The 19470-nt window shown below is 72.4% G+C and carries 20 protein-coding genes; 17 read left to right on the top strand and 3 right to left on the bottom strand.

Annotation, left to right across the window (positions count from 1 at the left end; all coding sequences use genetic code 11):
* Positions 1 to 39 precede the first annotated feature (39 nt).
* From rpmI to CUT39_RS01405, 9 genes are all read left to right on the top strand, one after another.
* Positions 40 to 234: a 50S ribosomal protein L35 gene (gene rpmI / locus CUT39_RS01445; RefSeq protein WP_100444165.1), complete on the top strand. Its 195-nt coding sequence runs from the start codon at positions 40 to 42 to the stop codon at positions 232 to 234.
* A 46-nt stretch (positions 235 to 280) separates the two neighbouring features.
* Entirely contained in the window at positions 281 to 664 is a 384-nt protein-coding gene (rplT, locus tag CUT39_RS01440) for a 50S ribosomal protein L20 (protein WP_100444164.1), read from the top strand.
* The gene (locus CUT39_RS01435) at positions 665 to 1471 is read left to right on the top strand and encodes a TrmH family RNA methyltransferase (protein ID WP_100444163.1); all 807 of its coding nucleotides are present in this window, start codon (positions 665 to 667) and stop codon (positions 1469 to 1471) included.
* A 179-nt stretch (positions 1472 to 1650) separates the two neighbouring features.
* The gene (gene pheS, locus CUT39_RS01430) at positions 1651 to 2718 is read left to right on the top strand and encodes a phenylalanine--tRNA ligase subunit alpha (RefSeq protein WP_100444162.1); all 1068 of its coding nucleotides are present in this window, start codon (positions 1651 to 1653) and stop codon (positions 2716 to 2718) included.
* A gap of 4 nt (positions 2719 to 2722) precedes the next feature.
* The gene (pheT, locus tag CUT39_RS01425; protein ID WP_100444161.1) at positions 2723 to 5191 is read left to right on the top strand and encodes a phenylalanine--tRNA ligase subunit beta; all 2469 of its coding nucleotides are present in this window, start codon (positions 2723 to 2725) and stop codon (positions 5189 to 5191) included.
* A gap of 123 nt (positions 5192 to 5314) precedes the next feature.
* Complete coding sequence (locus CUT39_RS01420; protein ID WP_100444160.1) at positions 5315 to 6808, top strand: penicillin-binding transpeptidase domain-containing protein; 1494 nt, start codon at positions 5315 to 5317, stop codon at positions 6806 to 6808.
* A gap of 76 nt (positions 6809 to 6884) precedes the next feature.
* Entirely contained in the window at positions 6885 to 7268 is a 384-nt protein-coding gene (locus tag CUT39_RS01415; protein ID WP_100444159.1) for a DUF4190 domain-containing protein, read from the top strand.
* Positions 7269 to 7280: 12 nt separating this feature from the next.
* Positions 7281 to 7967: a phosphatase PAP2 family protein gene (locus CUT39_RS01410; RefSeq protein WP_100444158.1), complete on the top strand. Its 687-nt coding sequence runs from the start codon at positions 7281 to 7283 to the stop codon at positions 7965 to 7967.
* A gap of 38 nt (positions 7968 to 8005) precedes the next feature.
* A complete protein-coding gene (locus CUT39_RS01405) occupies positions 8006 to 8416 on the top strand; it encodes a DUF4190 domain-containing protein (protein ID WP_100444157.1) in 411 nt (136 codons plus the stop codon).
* Here the strand turns inward: CUT39_RS01405 and CUT39_RS01400 are convergent.
* Positions 8385 to 8792: a YrdB family protein gene (locus tag CUT39_RS01400; RefSeq protein WP_198586778.1), complete on the bottom strand. Its 408-nt coding sequence runs from the start codon at positions 8790 to 8792 to the stop codon at positions 8385 to 8387. The genes CUT39_RS01405 and CUT39_RS01400 overlap by 32 nt on opposite strands.
* Before the next feature lie 139 nt (positions 8793 to 8931).
* On the opposite strand from CUT39_RS01400, the gene argC reads away from it, so the two are divergent.
* The 8 genes from argC to argH all read left to right on the top strand — a co-directional run bounded on the left by argC (position 8932) and on the right by argH (position 17340).
* Positions 8932 to 9945 carry an N-acetyl-gamma-glutamyl-phosphate reductase gene (gene argC, locus CUT39_RS01395; protein ID WP_100444156.1) on the top strand — a complete coding sequence of 338 codons (1014 nt, stop codon included), beginning with the start codon at positions 8932 to 8934 and terminating at the stop codon, positions 9943 to 9945.
* 66 nt (positions 9946 to 10011) lie between these two features.
* Positions 10012 to 11166, top strand: a complete 1155-nt coding sequence (argJ, locus tag CUT39_RS01390) for a bifunctional glutamate N-acetyltransferase/amino-acid acetyltransferase ArgJ (protein WP_100444155.1) — start codon at positions 10012 to 10014, stop codon at positions 11164 to 11166.
* Positions 11163 to 12062: an acetylglutamate kinase gene (gene argB / locus CUT39_RS01385; RefSeq protein WP_100444154.1), complete on the top strand. Its 900-nt coding sequence runs from the start codon at positions 11163 to 11165 to the stop codon at positions 12060 to 12062. Before argJ ends, argB begins: the two co-directional genes overlap by 4 nt.
* Positions 12059 to 13261: an acetylornithine transaminase gene (locus CUT39_RS01380; RefSeq protein WP_100444153.1), complete on the top strand. Its 1203-nt coding sequence runs from the start codon at positions 12059 to 12061 to the stop codon at positions 13259 to 13261. The genes argB and CUT39_RS01380 overlap by 4 nt, the downstream gene beginning before the upstream one ends.
* A complete protein-coding gene (argF, locus tag CUT39_RS01375) occupies positions 13258 to 14181 on the top strand; it encodes an ornithine carbamoyltransferase (RefSeq protein ID WP_100444152.1) in 924 nt (307 codons plus the stop codon). Before CUT39_RS01380 ends, argF begins: the two co-directional genes overlap by 4 nt.
* Entirely contained in the window at positions 14178 to 14738 is a 561-nt protein-coding gene (locus CUT39_RS01370; RefSeq protein ID WP_100444151.1) for an arginine repressor, read from the top strand. The genes argF and CUT39_RS01370 overlap by 4 nt, the downstream gene beginning before the upstream one ends.
* Complete coding sequence (locus CUT39_RS01365) at positions 14735 to 15949, top strand: argininosuccinate synthase (RefSeq protein WP_100444150.1); 1215 nt, start codon at positions 14735 to 14737, stop codon at positions 15947 to 15949. The genes CUT39_RS01370 and CUT39_RS01365 overlap by 4 nt, the downstream gene beginning before the upstream one ends.
* A complete protein-coding gene (argH, locus tag CUT39_RS01360; protein WP_100444149.1) occupies positions 15946 to 17340 on the top strand; it encodes an argininosuccinate lyase in 1395 nt (464 codons plus the stop codon). Before CUT39_RS01365 ends, argH begins: the two co-directional genes overlap by 4 nt.
* A gap of 46 nt (positions 17341 to 17386) precedes the next feature.
* On the opposite strand, the gene CUT39_RS01355 is transcribed toward argH, so the two are convergent.
* Together CUT39_RS01355 and CUT39_RS01350 are read right to left on the bottom strand one after the other, a co-directional pair.
* The gene (locus CUT39_RS01355; RefSeq protein ID WP_157930421.1) at positions 17387 to 18244 is read right to left on the bottom strand and encodes a cellulose binding domain-containing protein; all 858 of its coding nucleotides are present in this window, start codon (positions 18242 to 18244) and stop codon (positions 17387 to 17389) included.
* A gap of 123 nt (positions 18245 to 18367) precedes the next feature.
* The gene (locus CUT39_RS01350; RefSeq protein WP_157930420.1) at positions 18368 to 19336 is read right to left on the bottom strand and encodes an RDD family protein; all 969 of its coding nucleotides are present in this window, start codon (positions 19334 to 19336) and stop codon (positions 18368 to 18370) included.
* Between the last annotated feature and the right edge of the window lie 134 nt (positions 19337 to 19470).

The raw sequence follows: 19470 nt of genomic DNA, 5'->3' as shown, positions 1-19470 counted from the left end.
CCCGCTGGAAGTGCGGCATTGACAACTAGGAGAACCACTATGTCGAAGATGAAGTCCCACAGCGGAGCCAAGAAGCGGTTCAAGGTCACCGGCTCCGGCAAGCTGATGCGCCGGCAGGCCAACAAGAACCACCTCCTGGAGCACAAGAGCTCCAAGCGCAAGCGCAGCATCGAAGGCCGCACCGAGGTGGCCAAGGCCGACCAGAAGCAGACCCGGAAGCTGCTCGGCCGCTAGGCGCCGTTCGTTGACCCAGACCGCTTAACCGCAAGGAGACATAACTGTGGCACGCGTCAAGCGTTCGGTGAACGCCAAGAAGAAGCGTCGCACCATACTCGAAGAAGCCAAGGGGTACCGGGGCCAGCGCTCCCGCCTGTACCGCAAGGCCAAAGAGCAGCTACTGCACTCGTACACCTACTCCTACCGGGACCGCAAGACCCGCAAGCGCGAGTTCCGCAAGCTGTGGATCACCCGCATCAACGCGGCCGCCCGCACCAACGGCATCAGCTACAACCGGTTCATGCAGGGCCTGAAGCTCGCCGAGGTAGAGGTGGACCGCAAGATCCTCGCCGACCTCGCCGTCAACGACCCGGGGGCGTTCACCTCCCTGGTCGAGGTCGCCAAGTCGGCCCTCCCCGAGGACGTCAACGCTCCCGCCGAGCGCTAGATGGCATCCGAGGCACCCGGGACGGACGCGCTCACACCGCGATCGTCCCGGGTTGTCGCTGCCAGGAAGCTCCAGCGCCGCCGCGGCCGCGACAAAGCCCGCCGCTTCCTCGCCGAAGGCCCGCAGGCCGTCCGCGAGGCGGTCGGCGCGGGCGCGGTGGAGGACCTGTTCTACGACATCGAGGCCGACACCCGGCACAGCGACCTGATCGACGACGCGATCGCCGCCGGCGCCCACGTCCACCCGGTCGCCGACGACGCGCTCGCCGCGCTGGCCGAGACGGTCACCCCGCAGGGCCTGGTCGCCGCCTGCCGGTTCGGCGACCAGCGGCTCCCGCCGGAGGCGAACCTGGTGGCGGTGCTCCACGGCGTCACCGACCCCGGCAACGCCGGGACCGTGCTGCGCGCCGCCGACGCGGCCGGGGCCGACTGCGTGGTGTTCGGCACCGGCTCGGTCGACCCGTACAACGGCAAGTGCGTGCGCGCCTCGTCCGGGAGCCTGTTCCATCTGCCGGTCGTCCGCGGCGCCGACACCGCCGAGCTGCTGGACGTGTTCGACCACGCCCAGATCCTCGCGGCCGCCGCAGGCGGGGAGGACCTGTTCGCGCTGAGCGCGGCCGGGGATCTCGACGCGCCGACGGTGTGGCTGTTCGGCTCCGAGGCCCACGGCCTGGACGAGCCGACCCAGGTCCGGGCGCACCGCCGGGTCGGCGTCCCCATGTGGGGCCGGGCCGAGAGCCTGAACCTCGCCGTGGCCGCCGGTGTGTGCCTGTACGCGAGCGCCGCGCGTCGGCGGTCCGCCCCGTGAGCGGGGTGCGGCCGCCCGCGGACGGTCGCTATGATCGGGGCATGTCCCACGGTCTTCGCGCATTTAGCCGGCCCGCCGGGTGCGGGCTGTGGCGCTAGAGGCCCACACACTCCCTGGCGGGCTGCGGCAGAGCCGCACGGCTTCCCTACACTCCTTACGGTCCCGCCAGGAGAGAACGAATGAGCAACGAGAACGACAGTCCGGCTGGCCTGCTCCAGCCCGAGGCCCTGACCAGGGCCGTCAAAGAAGCGACCAGCGCCATCGAGGGCGCCTCCACGCCGGCGGAGCTGGCCGCGGCCAAGTCCGCCTGCCTCGGCGACAAGGCGCCGGTCTCCTTGGCCCGCCGCGCGATCGGATCGCTGCCGGGCCCCGAGCGCGGTGAGGCCGGCCGCAACGTCAACGCCGCCCGCGCCGAGATCACCGCCGTCTTCGAGGCCCGCAGGGCCGCGCTGGAGGCCGAGGAGGCCGCGCGGATCCTCCGCGAGGAGACCGTCGACGTCACCGCCCGCACGCCCCGCCGCCGCGTCGGCGCCCGCCACCCGATCAGCGTCCAGATGGACCGCATCGCCGACCTGTTCGTCGCGATGGGCTACGAGATCGGCGAGGGCCCCGAGGTCGAACTGGAATGGTTCAACTTCGATGCGCTCAACATCCACCCCGACCACCCGGCCCGGACCATGATGGACACCTTCCACCTGGCCGGCGGCGACGGGGGCGGCGGCTCGGGCATGGTGCTGCGCACCCACACCTCGACCGTCCAGATCCACACCATGCTCCGCCGGGAGCCGCCCATCTACACCGTCGCGCCCGGCCGCGTCTACCGCACCGACGAGCTCGACGCCACCCACTCGCCGGTGTTCCACCAGACCGAGGGCCTGGTGGTCGACCGGGGCATCACCATGGCCGACCTCAAAGGCACCCTCGACCACTTCGCCAAGTCGGTGTTCGGCCCCGACGCGGTCACCCGGCTGCGCCCGTCCTACTTCCCGTTCACCGAGCCGAGCGCCGAGGTCGACGTCTGGTTCTCGGCCCACAAGGACGGGGCCCGCTGGATCGAGTGGGGCGGCTGCGGCATGGTCAACCCGCGGGTGCTGCGCGCCTGCGGCATCGACCCCGAGGTCTACTCGGGCTTCGCCTTCGGCATGGGCGTCGAGCGCGCGCTGATGCTGCGCCACGGCATCACCGACATGCGGGACATGACCGACGGGGACGTCCGCTTCCCCGCCGGACTGCGAGTGGAGGAATAAACGGATGCGGATCCCAGTCTCCTGGCTCGGCGAATACGCCGCCCTACCCGAGGACGTGACCGTCGAGCGGCTCGACCAGGCCCTGGTCGACGCCGGACTCGAAGTCGAGGAGGTCCACGACCTGCGCGAGCAGGTCGAAGGCCCGCTCGTGGTCGGCAAGGTCGCCTCGGTCGAGGAACTCACCGAATTCAAAAAGCCGATCCGCCACTGCCACGTGGAGGTCGGCGAGGACGAGCCCCGCTCGATCATCTGCGGCGCCACCAACTTCGCCGAGGGCGACCTCGTCGCCGTCGCACTGCCCGGAGCGGTCCTGCCCGGCGGGTTCGCCATCGGCTCCCGCAAGACCTACGGGCGGCTGTCGGACGGCATGATCTGCTCGGCCCGCGAACTGGGCGTCTCCGACGACCACGAGGGCATCATGGTCCTGACCGAGGGCACCGTCGGCGCCGACGCCCGGCCCGCGGTCGGCCTCGACGACGTCGTGTTCGAGCTGGCGATCACCCCCGACATGGGCTACTGCTTCTCGATCCGCGGCGTCGCCCGCGAGGTCGCCCACCGGCTCGGCACCGCCTTCACCGACCCGGCCGGGAAGGCCGCCGAGCCGGCGGCCACGGCGAAGGAGCCGCACCCGATCCGGGTCGACACCGACGGCTGCACCCGCTTCACCCTCCGCGCCGTCCGCGGCGTCGACGCGAACGCGCCCGCCCCGGAGTGGATGGCCCGCCGGCTCACCCACGCCGGGATGCGCCCGCTCGGCCTGGCGGTCGACGTCACCAACTACCTGATGCTCGAACTGGGCCACCCGCTCCACGCGTTCGACCTCGACCGCCTCGAAGGCGGCCTGGTCGTGCGCCGGGCGGCGGCCGCCGAGAAGCTGACCACGCTCGACGGCGTCGAGCGCACCCTCGACGCCGAGGACATGGTCATCTGCGACGACACCGGCCCGATCTCCCTGGCCGGCGTCATGGGCGGCCAGACCTCCGAGGTCGGACCCGGGACCGGCAACGTCCTGGTCGAGGCCGCCCACTGGGATCCGGTCTCGATCGCACGGACCTCGCGGCGCCACAAACTGACCAGTGAGGCCGCCAAGCGCTACGAGCGCGGCGCCGACCCCGCCCTGAGCCTGATCGCGGCGCAGCGCGCGGCCGACCTGCTGGTCGAATACGGCGGCGGCACCCTCGCCGACGAGGTCGCCGACATCGACCGCCGGCGACCGGTCGAACCGATCGAGCTGCCGGTGGGCCTGCCGTCGGCGACCGTCGGCGTCGAGTACGACCGCGGCACCGTGGTGGCGATGCTCGAGGCCGCCGGCTGCGCGGTCGAGGGCGGAGCCGAGCGGCTCACCGTCACGCCCGCCACCTGGCGCCCGGACCTGACCGACCCGGCGGACCTGGTCGAGGAGGTCGCGCGGTTGGACGGCTACGCCCGGATCCCCTCCAGCATCCCGCGCGCCCTGGCCGGGACCGGCCTGACCGCCTCCCAGCGGCGGCGGCGCCGCGTCGCCCGCGCGCTGGCCGACCACGGCTACGTCGAGACCTACACGTTCCCGTTCGTCGGCCGCGAGCGGTTCGACGAGCTCGGCTATGCCGAGAAGGACGAGCGGCGCGACGCCGTGGCGGTGCTCAATCCGCTCGACGAGGCCGCTCCGCTGCTGCGCACCTCGGTGCTGGCGAGTCTGGTGGGTGCGGTCAGGACCAACCTGGCCCGCGGCGTGAGGGACCTGGCGGTGTTCGAGGAGGGCCTGGTCTTCCGGCCGCCGGAGGGCTGGGCGGAGCGGCCCGTGGTCGATCTGCCGGTCGCCCGCCGGCCCGACGACGCCTCGATCGCCGAGGCCGTGCGGCGCCTGCCCGAGCAGCCGCGCCACGTGGCGGCGATGCTGTGCGGCCGGGCCGAGCCGGACGGCGTCGACGGCTCCGGGCGCGCGGTGGACTGGGCCGACGCGATCGAGGCGGCCGAGACCGTCGCCGAGGCCGCCGGGGCGTCGCTCGCGGTCGTCCAGGGCGAGTCCGCGCCGTGGCACCCGGGCCGCTGCGCCGAACTGACCGTCGACGAGCGGGTCGTCGGCCACGCCGGGGAGCTGCACCCGGAGGTCTGCGAGGCGCTCGGGCTGCCGAAGCGGACCGCGGCGATGGAGCTGGACCTGTCGGCGATACCGCTGCCGGAGACGGCCGCGGCGCCGGTGATCTCGCATTACCCGGCGACGCTCATCGACGTGGCCCTGGTCGTGTCCGAGTCCGTCCCGGCCGGCGAGGTCGAGGGCGCGCTGCGCGAGGGGGCGGGGGCGCTGCTGGAGTCCCTGCGGCTGTTCGACGTCTACCGCGACGCCAAACTCGGTGCGGACCGCAAGTCGCTCGCGTTCAAGCTGGAACTGCGCGCGGCCGACAGGACGCTGACCAACGAGGAGGGCGTCGCGGTGCGCGACGGCGCCGTCGCGGTCGCGGCTGAGCGTTTCGGGGCGACCCTCCGCGAGTGACCGATTGCATCCGGTACGGGCCGGTCGGGGCGGGTCCCCACCGGCCCATCCTATTAGAAGCGAATCGGGTGGAATGCGGATACCGGGTGCCGCCGGGTGGTACGCGCCTTTTAAGGTACGCATGTGGAATACGGGAGTACCCCTCGCGTCAGCGCAGCGCAGCGGCGCACCGGCGGCCGACTCCGCAGCCACCGCCACGGATCGGTCGGCCCCGGCGGCCGCCACCGCGCCGACGGCGGCCTCCCCTGGGCCCCGGCCGGAGTCGGGCGACTGCACTACACCGTCGCAGCCGCCGTCGGCCTGGTCCTGGCCGTCGGCATCGTGCTCGGCGCCGAGCGCTTCGGCGCCGACGAGCCGGTCACCGAAGCCGGCGGGGATCGGGAAGGGCCGCTGCGGTACGCCGGGGGCGAGACCGTGCCCGACGACTTCGCCGAGCGCCACCCCGGCCTGGTCGAGCGGATCCACACCGAACTCGAGCGCCGATACGGCCTCACCCCCGAGCGGCTCTACGACGCCGCCGACGACCCGGACGCCGTCCGGGTCGTCCTCACCCTCGACCGTCGCCTCCAGCGGGCCGCCGAAGAGGCCGGCTCCTCCGCGGGCGTGGTCGCGGTGGAACCCGGCAGCGGCGCGATCCTCGTCTACCACGGCGCCCACGACGACACCGGCACCGACCAGGTCGGCCAGGCCGCCCCGCATCCGCCCGCCTCGGTGTTCGACATGGTCACCGCCGCCACCGCCATCGAGCACGGCGCCTCGATCGATTCGACCTGGCCCGACGGCGGCGGCGAAGTCACCCTCGCCGACGCGGTCCGCCGGTCGCGCACGGCCGCGATCGGTGCCGTCGCCGAGCACTACGGCACCGAAGCCGTCATCGAGACCGCGATCGACCTGGGCATCACCGCGCTCACCGACGGCGACGGCAACGTCCACCGGTTCGCCGAGGAGGTCGACCCCGAGGCGTTCGAGCCCACCGAGTTCGGGCGCTACCCCGTCAGCGTGCTCGACATGGCAGCCGCCTACGCCACCATCGCGGGCAACGGCCTGCGCGCCCGGCCGCACCTGGTCGACCGGGTCCTCGGCCCCGACGGCGGCACCCTGCAACCCGACGAGGGCATCCGCACCGAGCAGGCGATCGCCACCGACACCGCCCGCGACCTCCAGTACATCGGCCTCGGCCACGGCGACGCGATAGCGGGCCGCGACTTCTTCGGGCTCTCCGGCTCCTGGCCCGAGGAACCGCCCCAGTCGTGGTACGTTGGCGCCATTCCGCAGCTCAGCGTCGCGGCTTGGGTCGCCGACGCCGGATCCTCCGAGGTGGCCGACACCGCCGGCGTACCGGTGTGGCGCCGGGTCGTCGACACCGCCGTCGACGTGAAGGACTACCGCCCCGAACCGTGGGAGGGCGCAGCCGGCGACGGCGAGGACCCCGCCCCGTCGCCGAGCGAGGAGCCGTCGTCCGAAGAGCCCGCCAGCGAGGAGCCCTCGGAGGAGCCGAGCGATCCTCCCGAAGCGACCAGCGAGTCGCCCGACGAACCCAGCGAGGAGCCGACCGAGGAGGAGACCTCGGACGAACCCGGCGAAGAACCCACCGACGACTGCTGGTTCCTGTGCTGACCGCACCGCCGCCGCGGTCGGACCGGGCGTCTACGATGCGAAGGCCCGCACACCCGCGACACCAACGGAGAACGCCATGTCCTCACCGGACCCGTATGCCCCGCAACCGCCGCCGATGCAGCCCCCGCCGGGGCAGGCCGCCCCCGGCGCGTATCCCCCGCCGCCCCAACCGGGCATGCCGCCGCCCTACCCGCCGTACCAGACCGGCGTCGAGATCAACGGCAAGGCCGTCGCCGCCATGGTGTGCGGCCTGATCTTCATGACCTCGCCGCTGGGGATCATGGGTCTGGCCTTCGGCAAGACCGCCCAGCGGCAGATCGAGGCCGGCCAGGGCATCGGCCGCCCGCTCGCCAAGGCCGGCCGCGTCCTCGGCTGGGTCTCGGTCGGCTTCACCATCTTCTGGGCCCTGTACATCATCGCCGCGATCGTCGCCATATCCACCGCCGTCTCGGCGGTCTAGGAAGCCTCCGCGGTGCCCCGGCCGTTCCCGAAGCCCGCGGCGACGCTGCCGATCGCCGCGCTGCTCGTCCTGGGCCCGGCCGCGGTCGCCTGGTGGATCCGGAACGATCCGGACCCGCCGTTCCAACCGCTGGACGACGCCTGGCTGCGCCTGACGGACGGCTCGCACGACGGTCTCCTGTGGAACGCCGCCGTGCTGTTCGACCGGGTCGGCGCCCGGCCGGGGACGATCGCCGTACTCGCGCTCGCCGTCCTCCTGGTCGCGATGCGCCGCTGGTGGTCGGCGCTGTTCGCCGTCGCCGCCGCCACAGCCTCCGGCGTCCTCATCGACCTGCTCAAGCTCTTCGGCGGCCGTGAGCGCCCGCCCGAGAACGCCGCCGCGGTCGCCTCGCTGGCGTTCCCGTCCGGGCACTCGGCCTGGATGGCCGCGGTCGTCGTGGCCTTCACCGTGATCGCCGTCCCCGTCGGCGCCCACTGGTGGTGGCCGGTCGCCGGGCTGCTCGTACTGGGGATGATGTGGTCGCGCACCTGGCTCCACGCCCACTGGCCGACCGACACCGCCGCCGGGGCCGCCGTCGGTGTGGGCACGGCGATGCTCTGCTGGTGGGGCTTCAACCCTCTGCTCGGACGCGAACGGGCCCGACGCGCCGACCGGGGCCCGGCACGGACTGACGCAGCCGGACCGCAAGCGGGATACTAGGTTGAACCGACTTCAGTCCGACGATCGGAGCAGCCCGCATGTCGACGCCCGAACCGCCCCCGCAACCGCCCCAGCAGCCGCCCGGCGCACCCCCGCCCTATCCGCCGCCGTACGCCTACCCGTACCCGCCGCCGTCCCCGCCCACCAACGGCATGTCGATCGCCGCGCTGGTGGTCGGCATCGTCGGCGCCTGCAACCCGATCGGCGTCCTCGCCCTCATCTTCGGGTACATCGCCAAGCGCCAGATCGAGGAGCGCGGCGAGCAAGGACGCGGCTTCGCGGTGGCCGGGATCGTCCTCGGCTGGATCGGCTTGGCCTCCATCGTCTTCTGGATCCTGTACATGGTCTTCGTCCTCTCGGTCTGGGTCCCGTTCGTCTCGGAGATGTCCGACCCCGACACCTGGCCGACCCCCGAACCTACCGAGATCGTCCGGCTCGTATCGCGGTGACCAGTCCGGTGTTCGCCACCACCAGGACGCCGAAAGCCGCGGCCGCGGTCGGCTGACCGACCGCCCACAACGCGAGCGCGCCCGCGCCGAAGACCACCGCCTTGACCAGGAGGACGCCGTACACCGGCAGCCGAACCGGTGCCTTCGGCGCGGCGAAGGCGCCCCAGAACGCGGCGATCGCCAGGAACGCCGCGACACCGATCGCGAGCCTGGCCCCCAAGCCGAGGTCGAGCGAGAGCGCCCACCAGGCCGCGAACGCGAAGACCGCCAGCTCCAGCGCGAACGCCAGCAGCTCATTGCCCAGCACGAACGCGCGCATCGCACCCGAATACGACTCCCACGACGGCGCCTGCGGCGCCCGTTCCTCTCCGCCCATCGGACCATCATGCCGGTCTCCGCTCCGCCTCCGCGAACGAGCAGGGCAGTGGCTCGTCCCACAAACCGGAATCGCCGCCTCGCCCCGGACTGAATGCTGATACAGTGATATGCATAGTCATTCAGTTCGGAGGTTTCCCGTGACGTACCAGGTCGCCGTGGCAGGAGCCAGCGGCTACGCGGGCGGCGAGGTGCTGCGGATGCTCGCAGACCACCCCCAGCTCGAGGTGGCGGCCGCCGGCGCCCACAGCCAGGCCGGTGAACCGATCACCGCCGTCCACCCCCACCTCACCGCCTACGCCGACCGGCGCTTCTGCGAGAACGCTCCGGAGCGCCTGGCCGGCGCCGACCTGGTCGTCATGACCCTCCCGCACGGCCAGTCGGCCGCGCTGGCCGCCGAACTGCCGACCGGGACCAAGATCGTCGACCTCGGCGCCGACCACCGGCTCGACGACGCCGCCGCCTGGGAGGCCTACTACGGCGGCCCCCACGCCGGATCCTGGACCTACGGGCTGCCCGAACTGCCCGGACAGCGCGAGGCCATCGCCGCCTCGGACCGGGTCGCCGCCACCGGCTGCTACGCCGTGTCGGTCACCCTGGCCCTGCGACCTCTCGTCGAATCGGGGCTCGCCGAGGCCGACGACGTGGTCGTCGTGGCCGCCTCCGGCACCTCCGGCGCCGGCAACTCGCCGAAGAAGCGCCTGCTGGCGACCGAGGTGATGGGCTCGATGAGCCCCTACAAGACCGGCGCCCACCAGCACGTGCCCGAGATCAAGCAGGCCACCGGCGCCACCGGCGTGTCGATGACCCCTCTGCTGGCGCCCATGCCGCGCGGCATCATCGCCACCGTCACCGCCAAGCCCGCCGCGGCCGCCACCGCCGCCGACGTCCGCGACGTCCTCGCCAAGGCCTACGACGGCGAGCACTTCGTCCACCTCCTGCCCGAGGGCGCCTGGCCGGCCACCGGCGCCACCTACGGCACCAACGCCGCCCACCTCCAGGGCGGCGTCGACCTCGACTCGGGCCGCATCATCGTCGTCTCCGCGGTCGACAACCTCGGCAAGGGCGCGGCCGGGCAGGTCGTCCAGTGCGCCAACCTCATGCTCGGCCTGCCCGAGGCGACCGGCCTGACCGTGAACGGGGTGGCCCCATGACGCCCGCACCCGTCGCCCCACCCGCCGGCTCGCTTCGCTCGCCTCGCCCCAAACAGGAGTAAACGCATGACCGTCACGACTCCGAAGGGCTTCCGGGCCTCCGGCGTCACCGCCGGGCTCAAGGGCTCGGGCAAGTCCGACCTCGCCCTGGTCGTCAACGACGGCCCCTCGCAGGTCGCCGCCGGCCGGTTCACCGGCAACCGCGTCAAGGCCGCCCCGGTCAAGTGGTCCCAGCAGGTCCTCACCTACGGCCGCCTCAAAGCGGTCGTCCTCAACTCCGGCGGCGCCAACGCCTGCACCGGGCCCGAGGGCTTCCAGGACACCCACGCCACCGCCGAGAAGACCGCCGCCGCCCTCGGCTGCGGCGCCGTCGAGGTCGCCGTCTGCTCCACCGGGCTCATCGGCGAGCGGCTCGCGATGGACCGGCTCCTGCCGGGGGTCGACACCGCGGCCGACGCGCTCGCCGAGACCGGCGGCGAGGACGCCGCCACCGCGATCATGACCACCGACTCGGTCCCCAAGAACGCCGTCCGCACCTCCGAGGCCGGCTGGGCGATCGGCGGCATCGCCAAGGGCGCCGGCATGCTCGCGCCCGGCCTCGCCACCATGCTGGTCACCCTCACCACCGACGCCGTCGTCGACGCCGAGTCGGCCGACGCCGCCCTGGGGGAGGCCTGCCGCCTCTCGTTCGACCGGCTCGACTCCGACGGTTCGATGTCGACCAACGACACCGTTCTGCTGCTGGCCTCCGGCGCCTCCGGGGTCGAGGCCGATCCGGCCGAGTTCGCCGCCGCGCTCACCGGCCTGTGCCGGGACCTCGCCGGGCGGCTCCTGTCCGACGCCGAAGGATCGACCAAGGACATCGCCATCACCGTCGCCGGAGCGCAGACCGAGGACGACGCGGTCGAGGTCGCCCGGCGGGTCGCGCGCGACAACCTGGTCAAGACCGCCATGTTCGGCTGCGACCCCAACTGGGGCCGCATCCTCGCCGCCGTCGGCTGCGCGGAGGCGCCCTTCGACGCCGACGCGGTCGACGTGGCCGTCAACGGCGTCCGGATCTGCAAGGGCGGCGCCGCCGGGCAGCCGCGCGACCTGGTCGACCTCTCCGGCCGCGCCGTCGACATCACCGTCGACCTCCACAACGGCGACGCCGAGGCGACGGTCTGGACCAACGACCTCTCCCACGACTACGTCCACGAGAACTCGGCCTACTCCACATGAGCATCGAAAACCTCGCACCGCACCTCAAGGACGCGCTCGGCAAGGCCGAGACGCTGATCGAGGCCCTGCCCTGGCTGCAGCGCTTCGCCGGCCATGTCGTCGTGGTCAAATACGGCGGCAACGCCATGATCGAGCCCGAACTCCAGAACGCCTTCGCCGCCGACATGGTGTTCCTGCGGCAGGTCGGCATCAAACCCGTCGTCGTCCACGGCGGCGGCCCCCAGATCTCGGCCATGCTCGAGAAGCTCGACATCGCCTCCGAATTCAAAGGCGGCCTGCGCGTCACCACCCCCGAGACCGCCGACGTCGTCCGCATGGTCCTGGTCGGCCAGGTCGGCAGGGAACTGGTGGGGCTCATCAACAACCACGGCCCGCACGCGGTCGGCATGAGCGGCGAGGACGCCCGGCTGTTCACCGCCAAGCGCCGCTGGGCCGACGTCGGCGGCGAACGGGTCGACGTGGGCCGGGTCGGCGACATCGCCTCGGTCAACACCGCCGCGATCGACGACATCATCGACGCCGGGCGCATCCCGGTCGTCTCCACCGTCGCCCTCGACCACGAGGGCGTGCTGTACAACCTCAACGCCGACACCGCCGCCGCCGCGCTGTCGGAGGCCCTGGGCGCCCAGAAGCTCATCGTCCTCACCGACGTCGAGGGCCTGTACGCCGACTGGCCCGATCAGAGCAGTCTCCTCAGGCAGGTCACCACCGCCCGCCTCGCCGAGCTGCTGCCGAACCTCCAGTCGGGCATGGTCCCGAAGATGGAGGCCTGCCTGCGCGCGGTCAAGGGCGGCGTCCCCCAAGCGCACGTGATCGACGGGCGCGTCCCCCATTCGACGCTGCTGGAGATCTTCACCTCCGAGGGCGTCGGCACCATGGTCGTGGAGGAGAAATGACCTATTCGGACGAACTCAAGCGGCGCTTCCAGGCCGCGATCATGGGCAACTACGGGCTGCCCCCGGTCGCGATCCGCGAAGGCGAGGGCCGCCGCGTCACCGACGTCGACGGCAACGCCTACCTGGACATGATCGGCGGCATCGCCGTCTCCAGCCTCGGCCACAGCCACCCCGCGCTGGTCGAGGCCGTCTCCACCCAGGCCGCCCGGCTCGCCCACACCTCCAACCTCTACCTGCACGAGAAGGAGATCGAGCTGGCCGAGAAGCTGCTCGAGCTCTCGCGGGTCGAGGGCAAGGTGTTCTTCTGCAACTCCGGGACCGAGGCCAACGAGGCCGCCCTCAAGCTGGCGCTGCTGGCGGGAAAGCAGGCCGGCCGGAGCAAGATCGTCGCCGCCGAGAACGGCTTCCACGGCAGGAGCCTCGGTGCGCTGTCGATCACCGGCAAAGCCGCGATCCGCGAACCGTTCGAGCCGCTGGGACGCGAGGTCGAGTTCGTCACCTACGGCGACGCCGACGCCCTCAAGGCCGCGGTCGACGACGACTGCGCCGCCGTATTCCTCGAACCGGTCCAAGGTGAGGCCGGCGTCGTCCCCGCCCCGCCCGGATACCTCGCCGCCGCCCGGCGGTACACCGCCGAGGCCGGTGCGGCCCTGGTGATCGACGAGGTCCAGTCCGGCTTCGGCCGCACCGGCGCCTGGTTCGCCCACCACGCCGCCGGAATCGCCCCCGACGTGATCACCGTCGCCAAGGGCCTCGGCGGAGGCCTGCCCATCGGCGCGGTCATCGCCGCCGGACCCCACGCCGACGCCCTCACCCCCGGCACGCACGGCTCCACCTTCGGCGGCAACCCGATCGCCTGCGCCGCCTCCCTCGCCGTCATCGACACCATCGAACGCGAGCACCTGCTCGACCAGGTCCTCGACCTGGGCGAGCACCTCGATTCGCGCCTCGCCGACATTCCGCGCGTCGCCGAAGTGCGCGGCACCGCGCTGTGGCGCGGCATCGCGCTGACCGAGCCGATCGCCGCCGACGTCTGCGCGGCCCTCGCCTCGCGCGGCGTGCTCGCCAACCCGGTGCGGCCCGACACCATCCGGATCGCGCCCCCGCTCACCATCACCCGGAACGAACTCGACGAGTGCTGCGACGAACTCGCCGCCGCGCTCGACGAGGTCGAGCCCACCCCAGGAGGTCGACCGTGACCCGGCACTTCTTGACCGACGACGACTTGACCCCGGCCGAACAGGCCCGGATCCTCGACCTGGCCGCCGAAATGAAGGGCGACCGGCACGGCCGCGCCGACCTGGCAGGTCCGAAGTCGATCGCCGTGATCTTCGAGAAGCCCTCGACCCGCACCCGCCTGTCCTTCCAGGTCGGCATCGCCGAACTCGGCGGCCACCCGGTCGTCGTCGACGCCCAGTCCACGCAGCTCGGCCGCGGCGAGACCATCGCCGACACCGCCCGCGTCCTGTCCGGCTACGTCGACGCCGTCGTCATCCGCACCTTCGGCGACGACCGCATCGCCGAGCTGGCCGACCACGCCACCGTCCCGGTCGTCAACGCCCTCACCGACGGCCGGCACCCCTGCCAACTGCTGGCCGACCTCCAGACGATCGCCGAGCACAAGCCCCTCCAAGGCGCCTCGGTCGCCTTCGTCGGCGACGCCGCGTTCAACATGGGCAACTCCACCGTGCTCGCCTGCTCCCTCGCCGGCATGCACGTCCGCGTCGGGGCGCCGGCCGGATACCAGCCCGATGCGTCCGTGCTCGCCCGCGCCGCCGAGATCAACGCCGTCACCGGCGGCTCGGCCACCGTCACCGCCGACCCCGTCGAAGCGGTCGCCGGCGCCGATGTGGTCTCCACCGACTCGTGGGTCTCGATGGGCGTGGAGAATCGCGGACGGCGCCTGGAGGACCTCAGCGAATACCAGCTCAACGAGCGGCTGCTCAGCCACGCCGCCGACGACGCGATCGTCCTGCACTGCCTCCCGGCCCACCGCGGCGAGGAGATCACCGACGAGGTCATGGACGGCCCGCGATCGCGCGTGTTCGACCAGGCCGAGAACCGCCTCCACGCCCAGAAGGCCCTGCTCGCCCGGATCGTGGGAGGTGAGAACCGATGAACCAGCCCACCAGCAAGGCCGCGCGGCAGGCCCTGATCGTCGAGCTCATCTCCACCCGCTCGATCCACTCCCAGCCCGAGCTGCAGAAGCTGCTCGCCGCCGACGGCATGGACGCCACCCAGGCCACGATCTCCCGGGACCTCGAAGAGCTCGGAGCGGTCAAGGTCCGCGGCACCGACGGCGGCCCGGCCGTCTACTCGATCTTCCCCGAAGGCGAACGGCCCCTGCGCGACTCCGAAGCACCGCCGGACCGGCTCCAGCGCCTCCTGCGGGAACTGCTGGTCTCGGCCGACCACTCGGCCAACATGGCCGTCCTGCGCGTCCCGCCGGGAGCGGCCCAGTACCTGGCCAGCGCCATCGACCGCTCCGGACTGTCCGATGTGATCGGCACGATCGCCGGCGACGACACCATCGCCGTCATCGCCCGCGACGGCGTCACCGGCCTGGAGGTCGCCGAGCAGATGCTCGCCTGGGCCGGCAAGGCGCCATCGCCCGGCCGCGAACCGTCCAGCCCCTACACCACCACCAGTGAACAGATGAAGGAGAACCAGCAATGACCGAGAAAGTGGTGCTCGCCTACTCCGGGGGCCTCGACACGTCCGTGGCGATCCCGTACCTGGCCGAGCAGCTCGACGCCGAAGTGATCGCCGTGGCCATCGACGTCGGCCAGGGCGGCGAGGATCTCGACGCCATCCGCGAACGGGCCCTCGGCTGCGGCGCCGTGGCCGCCGAGGTCGTCGACGCCCGCGAGGAGTTCGCGGCCGAGTACTGCTTCCCGGCGGTGGCGGCCAACGCGCTCTACATGGACCGCTACCCGCTGGTGTCGGCCCTGTCCCGGCCTCTGATCGTCAAGCACCTCGTGGCCGCCGCACAGAAGCACGGCGCCACCATCGTCTCCCACGGCTGCACCGGCAAGGGCAACGACCAGGTCCGCTTCGAGGCCGGCCTGGCCGCCCTCGCCCCGCACCTGAAGATCGTCGCCCCCGCCCGCGACTTCGCCTGGACCCGCGACAAGGCCATCGCGTTCGCCGAGGAGAAGAACCTCCCGATCGACGTGACCACGAAGTCGCCGTACTCCATCGACCAGAACCTGTGGGGCCGCGCGGTCGAGACCGGCTTCCTCGAGGACATCTGGAACGGCCCGATCGAGGACATCTACGCCTACTCCGACGACCCGGCCGCACCCCGCGAAGCCGACGAGGTCGTCATCACCTTCGAGTCCGGCCGCCCGGTGGCCCTCGACGGCGCCCGCAAGTCCGCCTTCGACCTCGTCGACGAGCTCAACCGGCGCGCCGGCGCCCAGGGCATCGGCCGCATCGACATGGTCGAAGACCGCCTCGTCGGCATCAAGAGCCGCGAAGTCTACGAGTCCCCGGCCGGCATCGCGCTCATCGCCGCCCACATGGAACTCGAGAACGTCACCCTCGAACGCGAGCAGGCCCGCTTCAAGCGCGGCGTCGACCAGCGCTGGGGCGAACTGGCCTACGACGGCCTGTGGTACTCGCCGCTCAAGACCAGCCTGGAGGCGTTCATCGCCGACACCCAGACCCACGTCAACGGCGAGGTCCGGCTCAGCCTCCACGCCGGCAAGGCCACCGTCACCGGCCGCCGCTCCGACACCGGCCTGTACGACTTCGACCTGGCCACCTACGACGAAGGCGACACGTTCGACCAGTCCAACGCGCGCGGCTTCGTCGAGTTGTGGAGCCTGCCGTCCAAGCTCGCCGCCGCCCGGAACGAGCGGGCCAAGGCCGAGGACGCCGCATGACGAAGCTGTGGGGGGGCCGCTTCTCCGGCGGCCCCGCGGCCGCCCTCGAAGCCCTCAACGCCTCGATAGGCTTCGACTGGCGGCTGGCGCCGTACGACCTCCAAGCCTCGGCCGCCCACGCCCGCGTACTGCACCGCGCCGGCCTGCTCACGAACGACGAGCTCGATCGGATGCTCGCCGCGCTCGACGAACTGGCCGCCGACGTCGAATCCGGGGCCTTCACCGGCACCGTCGCCGACGAGGACGTCCACACCGCGCTCGAACGCGGCCTGGTCGAACGCCTCGGCGACCTGGGCGGCAAGCTCCGCGCCGGGCGCAGCCGCAACGACCAGATCGCCACCGACCTGCGCCTGTACTGCCGAGACCACGCCCGCGGGCTCGCAGCGGACCTCGCCGACCTGGTGGGCGCGCTCGCCGACCAGGCCGCGACGGTCGCCGACGCGCCCGCCCCGGGCATGACCCACCTGCAGCACGCCCAGCCGGTCACCTTGGGCCACCAACTGCTCGCGCACGCCCAGGGGTTCCTGCGCGACCTCGGCCGCCTGTCCGACTGGGACGAACGGGCGGCGGTCTCGCCGCTCGGCTCCGGGGCGCTGTCGGGTTCGTCCCTGCCGCTCGACCCGGCCGCCGTCGCGTCGGAACTGGGTTTCGAGGCGCCGGCGCCGAACTCGATCGACGGAGTCGCCGACCGCGACTTCGCCGCCGAACTCGCCTTCGTCTGCTCCATGATCGGCGTCCACCTCTCCCGGCTGGGAGAGGAGGTCATCCTCTGGGCGAGCCAGGAATTCGGGTGGGTCACCCTTGACGACGCCTTCTCCACCGGCTCGTCGATCATGCCGCAGAAGAAGAACCCGGACGTCGCCGAGCTCGCCCGCGGCAAGGCCGGGCGCCTCACCGGCAACCTGGTCGGCCTGCTGACCACGCTCAAGGGGCTCCCGTTCGCCTACAACAAGGACCTCCAGGAGGACAAGGAACCGGTCTTCGACTCCCTGGACAACCTGGCGCTCCTGCTGCCGGCCGTGACCGGGATGGTCGGAACCCTGGCCTTCAACGTCGACGTCCCCCGCGAGGCGGCCCCGACCGGCTTCTCGCTGGCGACCGAGATCGCCGACTGGCTGGTGCGCAAGGGGGTGCCGTTCCGCACCGCCCACGAGATCGCCGGATCCTGTGTCGCCCACTGCGAGGAGCGCGGCATCGAACTGCACCGGATCGACGACGCCGATCTCGCCGGGATCTCCGAGCACCTCGACCCGTCGGTCAAGGCGGTGCTCGACGTGGACGGCGCGCTGGCCGCGCGCACGACCCCGGGTTCGACCGGCCCGAAGGCCGTGGCCGACCAGCTCGCGGCCGTGCGCGAGGCCGTGGAGCGCTCGCGCGCCCGGTTCGGCTGACGAGGCGGGCCGCGGGACACCGGTGAGCGCCCCGCGGCCTCAGGCTCTATACCGCCGAGCACTCCCGGCCGTTGGCCCAGGCCTCGATGAGCGGCGGCGGCTCGCTCGAACCGGAGACGAGGAAGCCGACGGTGATGCTGTAGGCGCCCGTTTCGCCCCATTCGGTCGGGGTGATCTCCACCGTGGATCCGCTCTGGGAGACGTTCGCGTTCCAGACCGAGGTGATCTGCTGGGTTTCGTAGAGCTGGAGGAGCAGCCGCCAGGTCTCGATCGGCTCCTCGGCGGTGATGGTCACCGACCCCTGGTAGCCCGATCCCCAATCGTTGACGACCGCGAAGTCGAAGGTGCAGTACGGCTCGATCGGAGGCTCGCCGCCCGAACCCGGCCGGACGGTGACGCCGTCACCGCAGCGGCCGTCCCAGTCCGATTCGTACTCGCCGGGCACGGTGCAGACGGCGACGGTCAGCCGCTCGATCTCGGAGCCGTCCGGCGAGGCCATCGAGAAGGAGTAGTCGAAGGCCGGGCCGGTGTCGGGGCCGGTGTCGGGGCGGTCGAACGGTTCGGCGTGCTCGGCCACCGCCTCGCCCGCGACGTAGCCGGTGAACTCGATCTGCCGCGGGCTGGGCACCACGGAGAGGCAGATGGTGTCCGGCGGCGGGTAGAGGAGCGTCCCGGTGCCTTCGACCTGGACCGAGGGGGCCTCGGGGTCGTGCGAGGCCGGCCAGAAGGCCCGGCCTTCGGAGTAGAACTCGGTGCACAGGTCTTCGCCGGTGTCGGTGACTTCGAACGGGCTCGGTGCGTACGTCGGATGCTCGGCCGCCGCGGGTGCGGCGAGGACTCCCGCGAGGAACAGCCCTCCGATGGCGGCGAGGGCCGTCCGCAGGAGGTGGGGCGAACGCTTCATTAGGGCTCCCAGGGGTTTGGCAGCGCTCCCAACCTCGCGCCACGATTGTCTACTTACACATGTCAATATCCAAATGTAATGGCGCAATGTCAACCCCCGTCCGCACATCGACCGCGGAAGTGGCTATTGAGGACCCGGGGGCGGGGGAGGCCGGTCGCCCCGGCGGTTCCGGTAGGCGTCGGTGACCCGGCCCTTGGCCGACGACCCCAGCTCGCGCAGGCGGCGGGCCTGCTCGCTCTCGGCGGCCTGGCCGGCCCAGCGGCCGCCGGTCTCCCTGGCCCGGCGCACCGGTTCGGACTCGGCCAGCCGCTGCACCGGCACGCGCTGCGCGGCCTGCGCCGTGCCCTGGCGGGCGGCTCCGACCGCGCTCGCCGCGGCCGGACCGGTTCCCGCGCGGGCGCCGGCGCGGACCACCCTGGTGCCGGCCGCCATGTCCGCCGGCGAGCGCCGCTCGGCGCCGAGCATCGGCACCACCACGTACGTGATGAGCGCCGCCACCGACAGCAGCCAGAGCCCGAACCCGGCCAGCAGGTTGCCGTGCAGCAGCGCGATCCAGGCCAGCCCGTACAGCGCCCCGGTGCATCCCACGGTCACCGCCGCGCGCGCCAGCGCGCGCCCGAAGCCGATGCCGGGTCGGCTCCGGCCGATGATCCGCATGCCCAGTGCCAGGCGGCCGAGGGTGCGGCCCTTCCACAGGTTCGCGGCGGCCTCGTAGGCCAGGTGGAATCCGATCATGAGCAGGATAGCTAGCCGGAATCGCGAGACGACCAGGTCCCAAGCGGCCTCACCGATGTCGCCGGAGGCGGACTCGACGTCGCCGCCGGAGGTCAGCACGCCCACGGCCGCGCCGACGACCTCCCGCGGCAGCACGTCCACGGCCCGCTCGGTGACGCTCTGGACGGCCCAGGTCCCGATCAGGAACATCGCCAGCGCCCACACGGCGAGGTCGACGGCCCGGCCGGCGATCCTGCGGCCCGCCTTCGGCGGGGCCTGCCGGGCGGCGGCCGGGGGCGGGGCGTTCCAGGAGCCGGTCGGCTGGGCGGGGTAATGGTCGGGGACCTGCGGGCCGTGGCCCGGGGGTGTCTGAGTCATGGAGTCGTGCCGCCAATCTGCGATGGGGGGTGGATAGCGAGCGGATTCCGATTTGTTCCGCTTGAGTGTATGTCCGCATCGCAAGCCGAGCGGCGACCCCATCGTGACCGAAAGGCCCCGGCACCATGGCGCCG

This window comes from Glycomyces xiaoerkulensis, from assembly GCF_002798405.1.
Taxonomy (GTDB): Bacteria; Actinomycetota; Actinomycetes; order Mycobacteriales; family Micromonosporaceae; genus Glycomyces; species Glycomyces xiaoerkulensis.
This window is presented reverse-complemented; position numbering and strand designations above follow the sequence as displayed.

What these genes read in the sequence shown, in the direction of transcription:
- rpmI (WP_100444165.1), top strand. Translation starts at nt 40, where the DNA reads ATGTCGAAGATGAAGTCCCACAGCGGAGCCAAGAAGCGGTTCAAGGTC.
- CUT39_RS01435 (WP_100444163.1), top strand. Translation starts at nt 665, where the DNA reads ATGGCATCCGAGGCACCCGGGACGGACGCGCTCACACCGCGATCGTCC.
- pheS (WP_100444162.1), top strand. Translation starts at nt 1,651, where the DNA reads ATGAGCAACGAGAACGACAGTCCGGCTGGCCTGCTCCAGCCCGAGGCC.
- pheT (WP_100444161.1), top strand. Translation starts at nt 2,723, where the DNA reads ATGCGGATCCCAGTCTCCTGGCTCGGCGAATACGCCGCCCTACCCGAG.
- CUT39_RS01415 (WP_100444159.1), top strand. Translation starts at nt 6,885, where the DNA reads ATGTCCTCACCGGACCCGTATGCCCCGCAACCGCCGCCGATGCAGCCC.
- CUT39_RS01405 (WP_100444157.1), top strand. Translation starts at nt 8,006, where the DNA reads ATGTCGACGCCCGAACCGCCCCCGCAACCGCCCCAGCAGCCGCCCGGC.
- CUT39_RS01400 (WP_198586778.1), bottom strand. Translation starts at nt 8,792, where the DNA reads ATGGGCGGAGAGGAACGGGCGCCGCAGGCGCCGTCGTGGGAGTCGTAT.
- argJ (WP_100444155.1), top strand. Translation starts at nt 10,012, where the DNA reads ATGACCGTCACGACTCCGAAGGGCTTCCGGGCCTCCGGCGTCACCGCC.
- argB (WP_100444154.1), top strand. Translation starts at nt 11,163, where the DNA reads ATGAGCATCGAAAACCTCGCACCGCACCTCAAGGACGCGCTCGGCAAG.
- CUT39_RS01380 (WP_100444153.1), top strand. Translation starts at nt 12,059, where the DNA reads ATGACCTATTCGGACGAACTCAAGCGGCGCTTCCAGGCCGCGATCATG.
- CUT39_RS01370 (WP_100444151.1), top strand. Translation starts at nt 14,178, where the DNA reads ATGAACCAGCCCACCAGCAAGGCCGCGCGGCAGGCCCTGATCGTCGAG.
- CUT39_RS01365 (WP_100444150.1), top strand. Translation starts at nt 14,735, where the DNA reads ATGACCGAGAAAGTGGTGCTCGCCTACTCCGGGGGCCTCGACACGTCC.
- argH (WP_100444149.1), top strand. Translation starts at nt 15,946, where the DNA reads ATGACGAAGCTGTGGGGGGGCCGCTTCTCCGGCGGCCCCGCGGCCGCC.
- CUT39_RS01355 (WP_157930421.1), bottom strand. Translation starts at nt 18,244, where the DNA reads ATGAAGCGTTCGCCCCACCTCCTGCGGACGGCCCTCGCCGCCATCGGA.
- CUT39_RS01350 (WP_157930420.1), bottom strand. Translation starts at nt 19,336, where the DNA reads ATGACTCAGACACCCCCGGGCCACGGCCCGCAGGTCCCCGACCATTAC.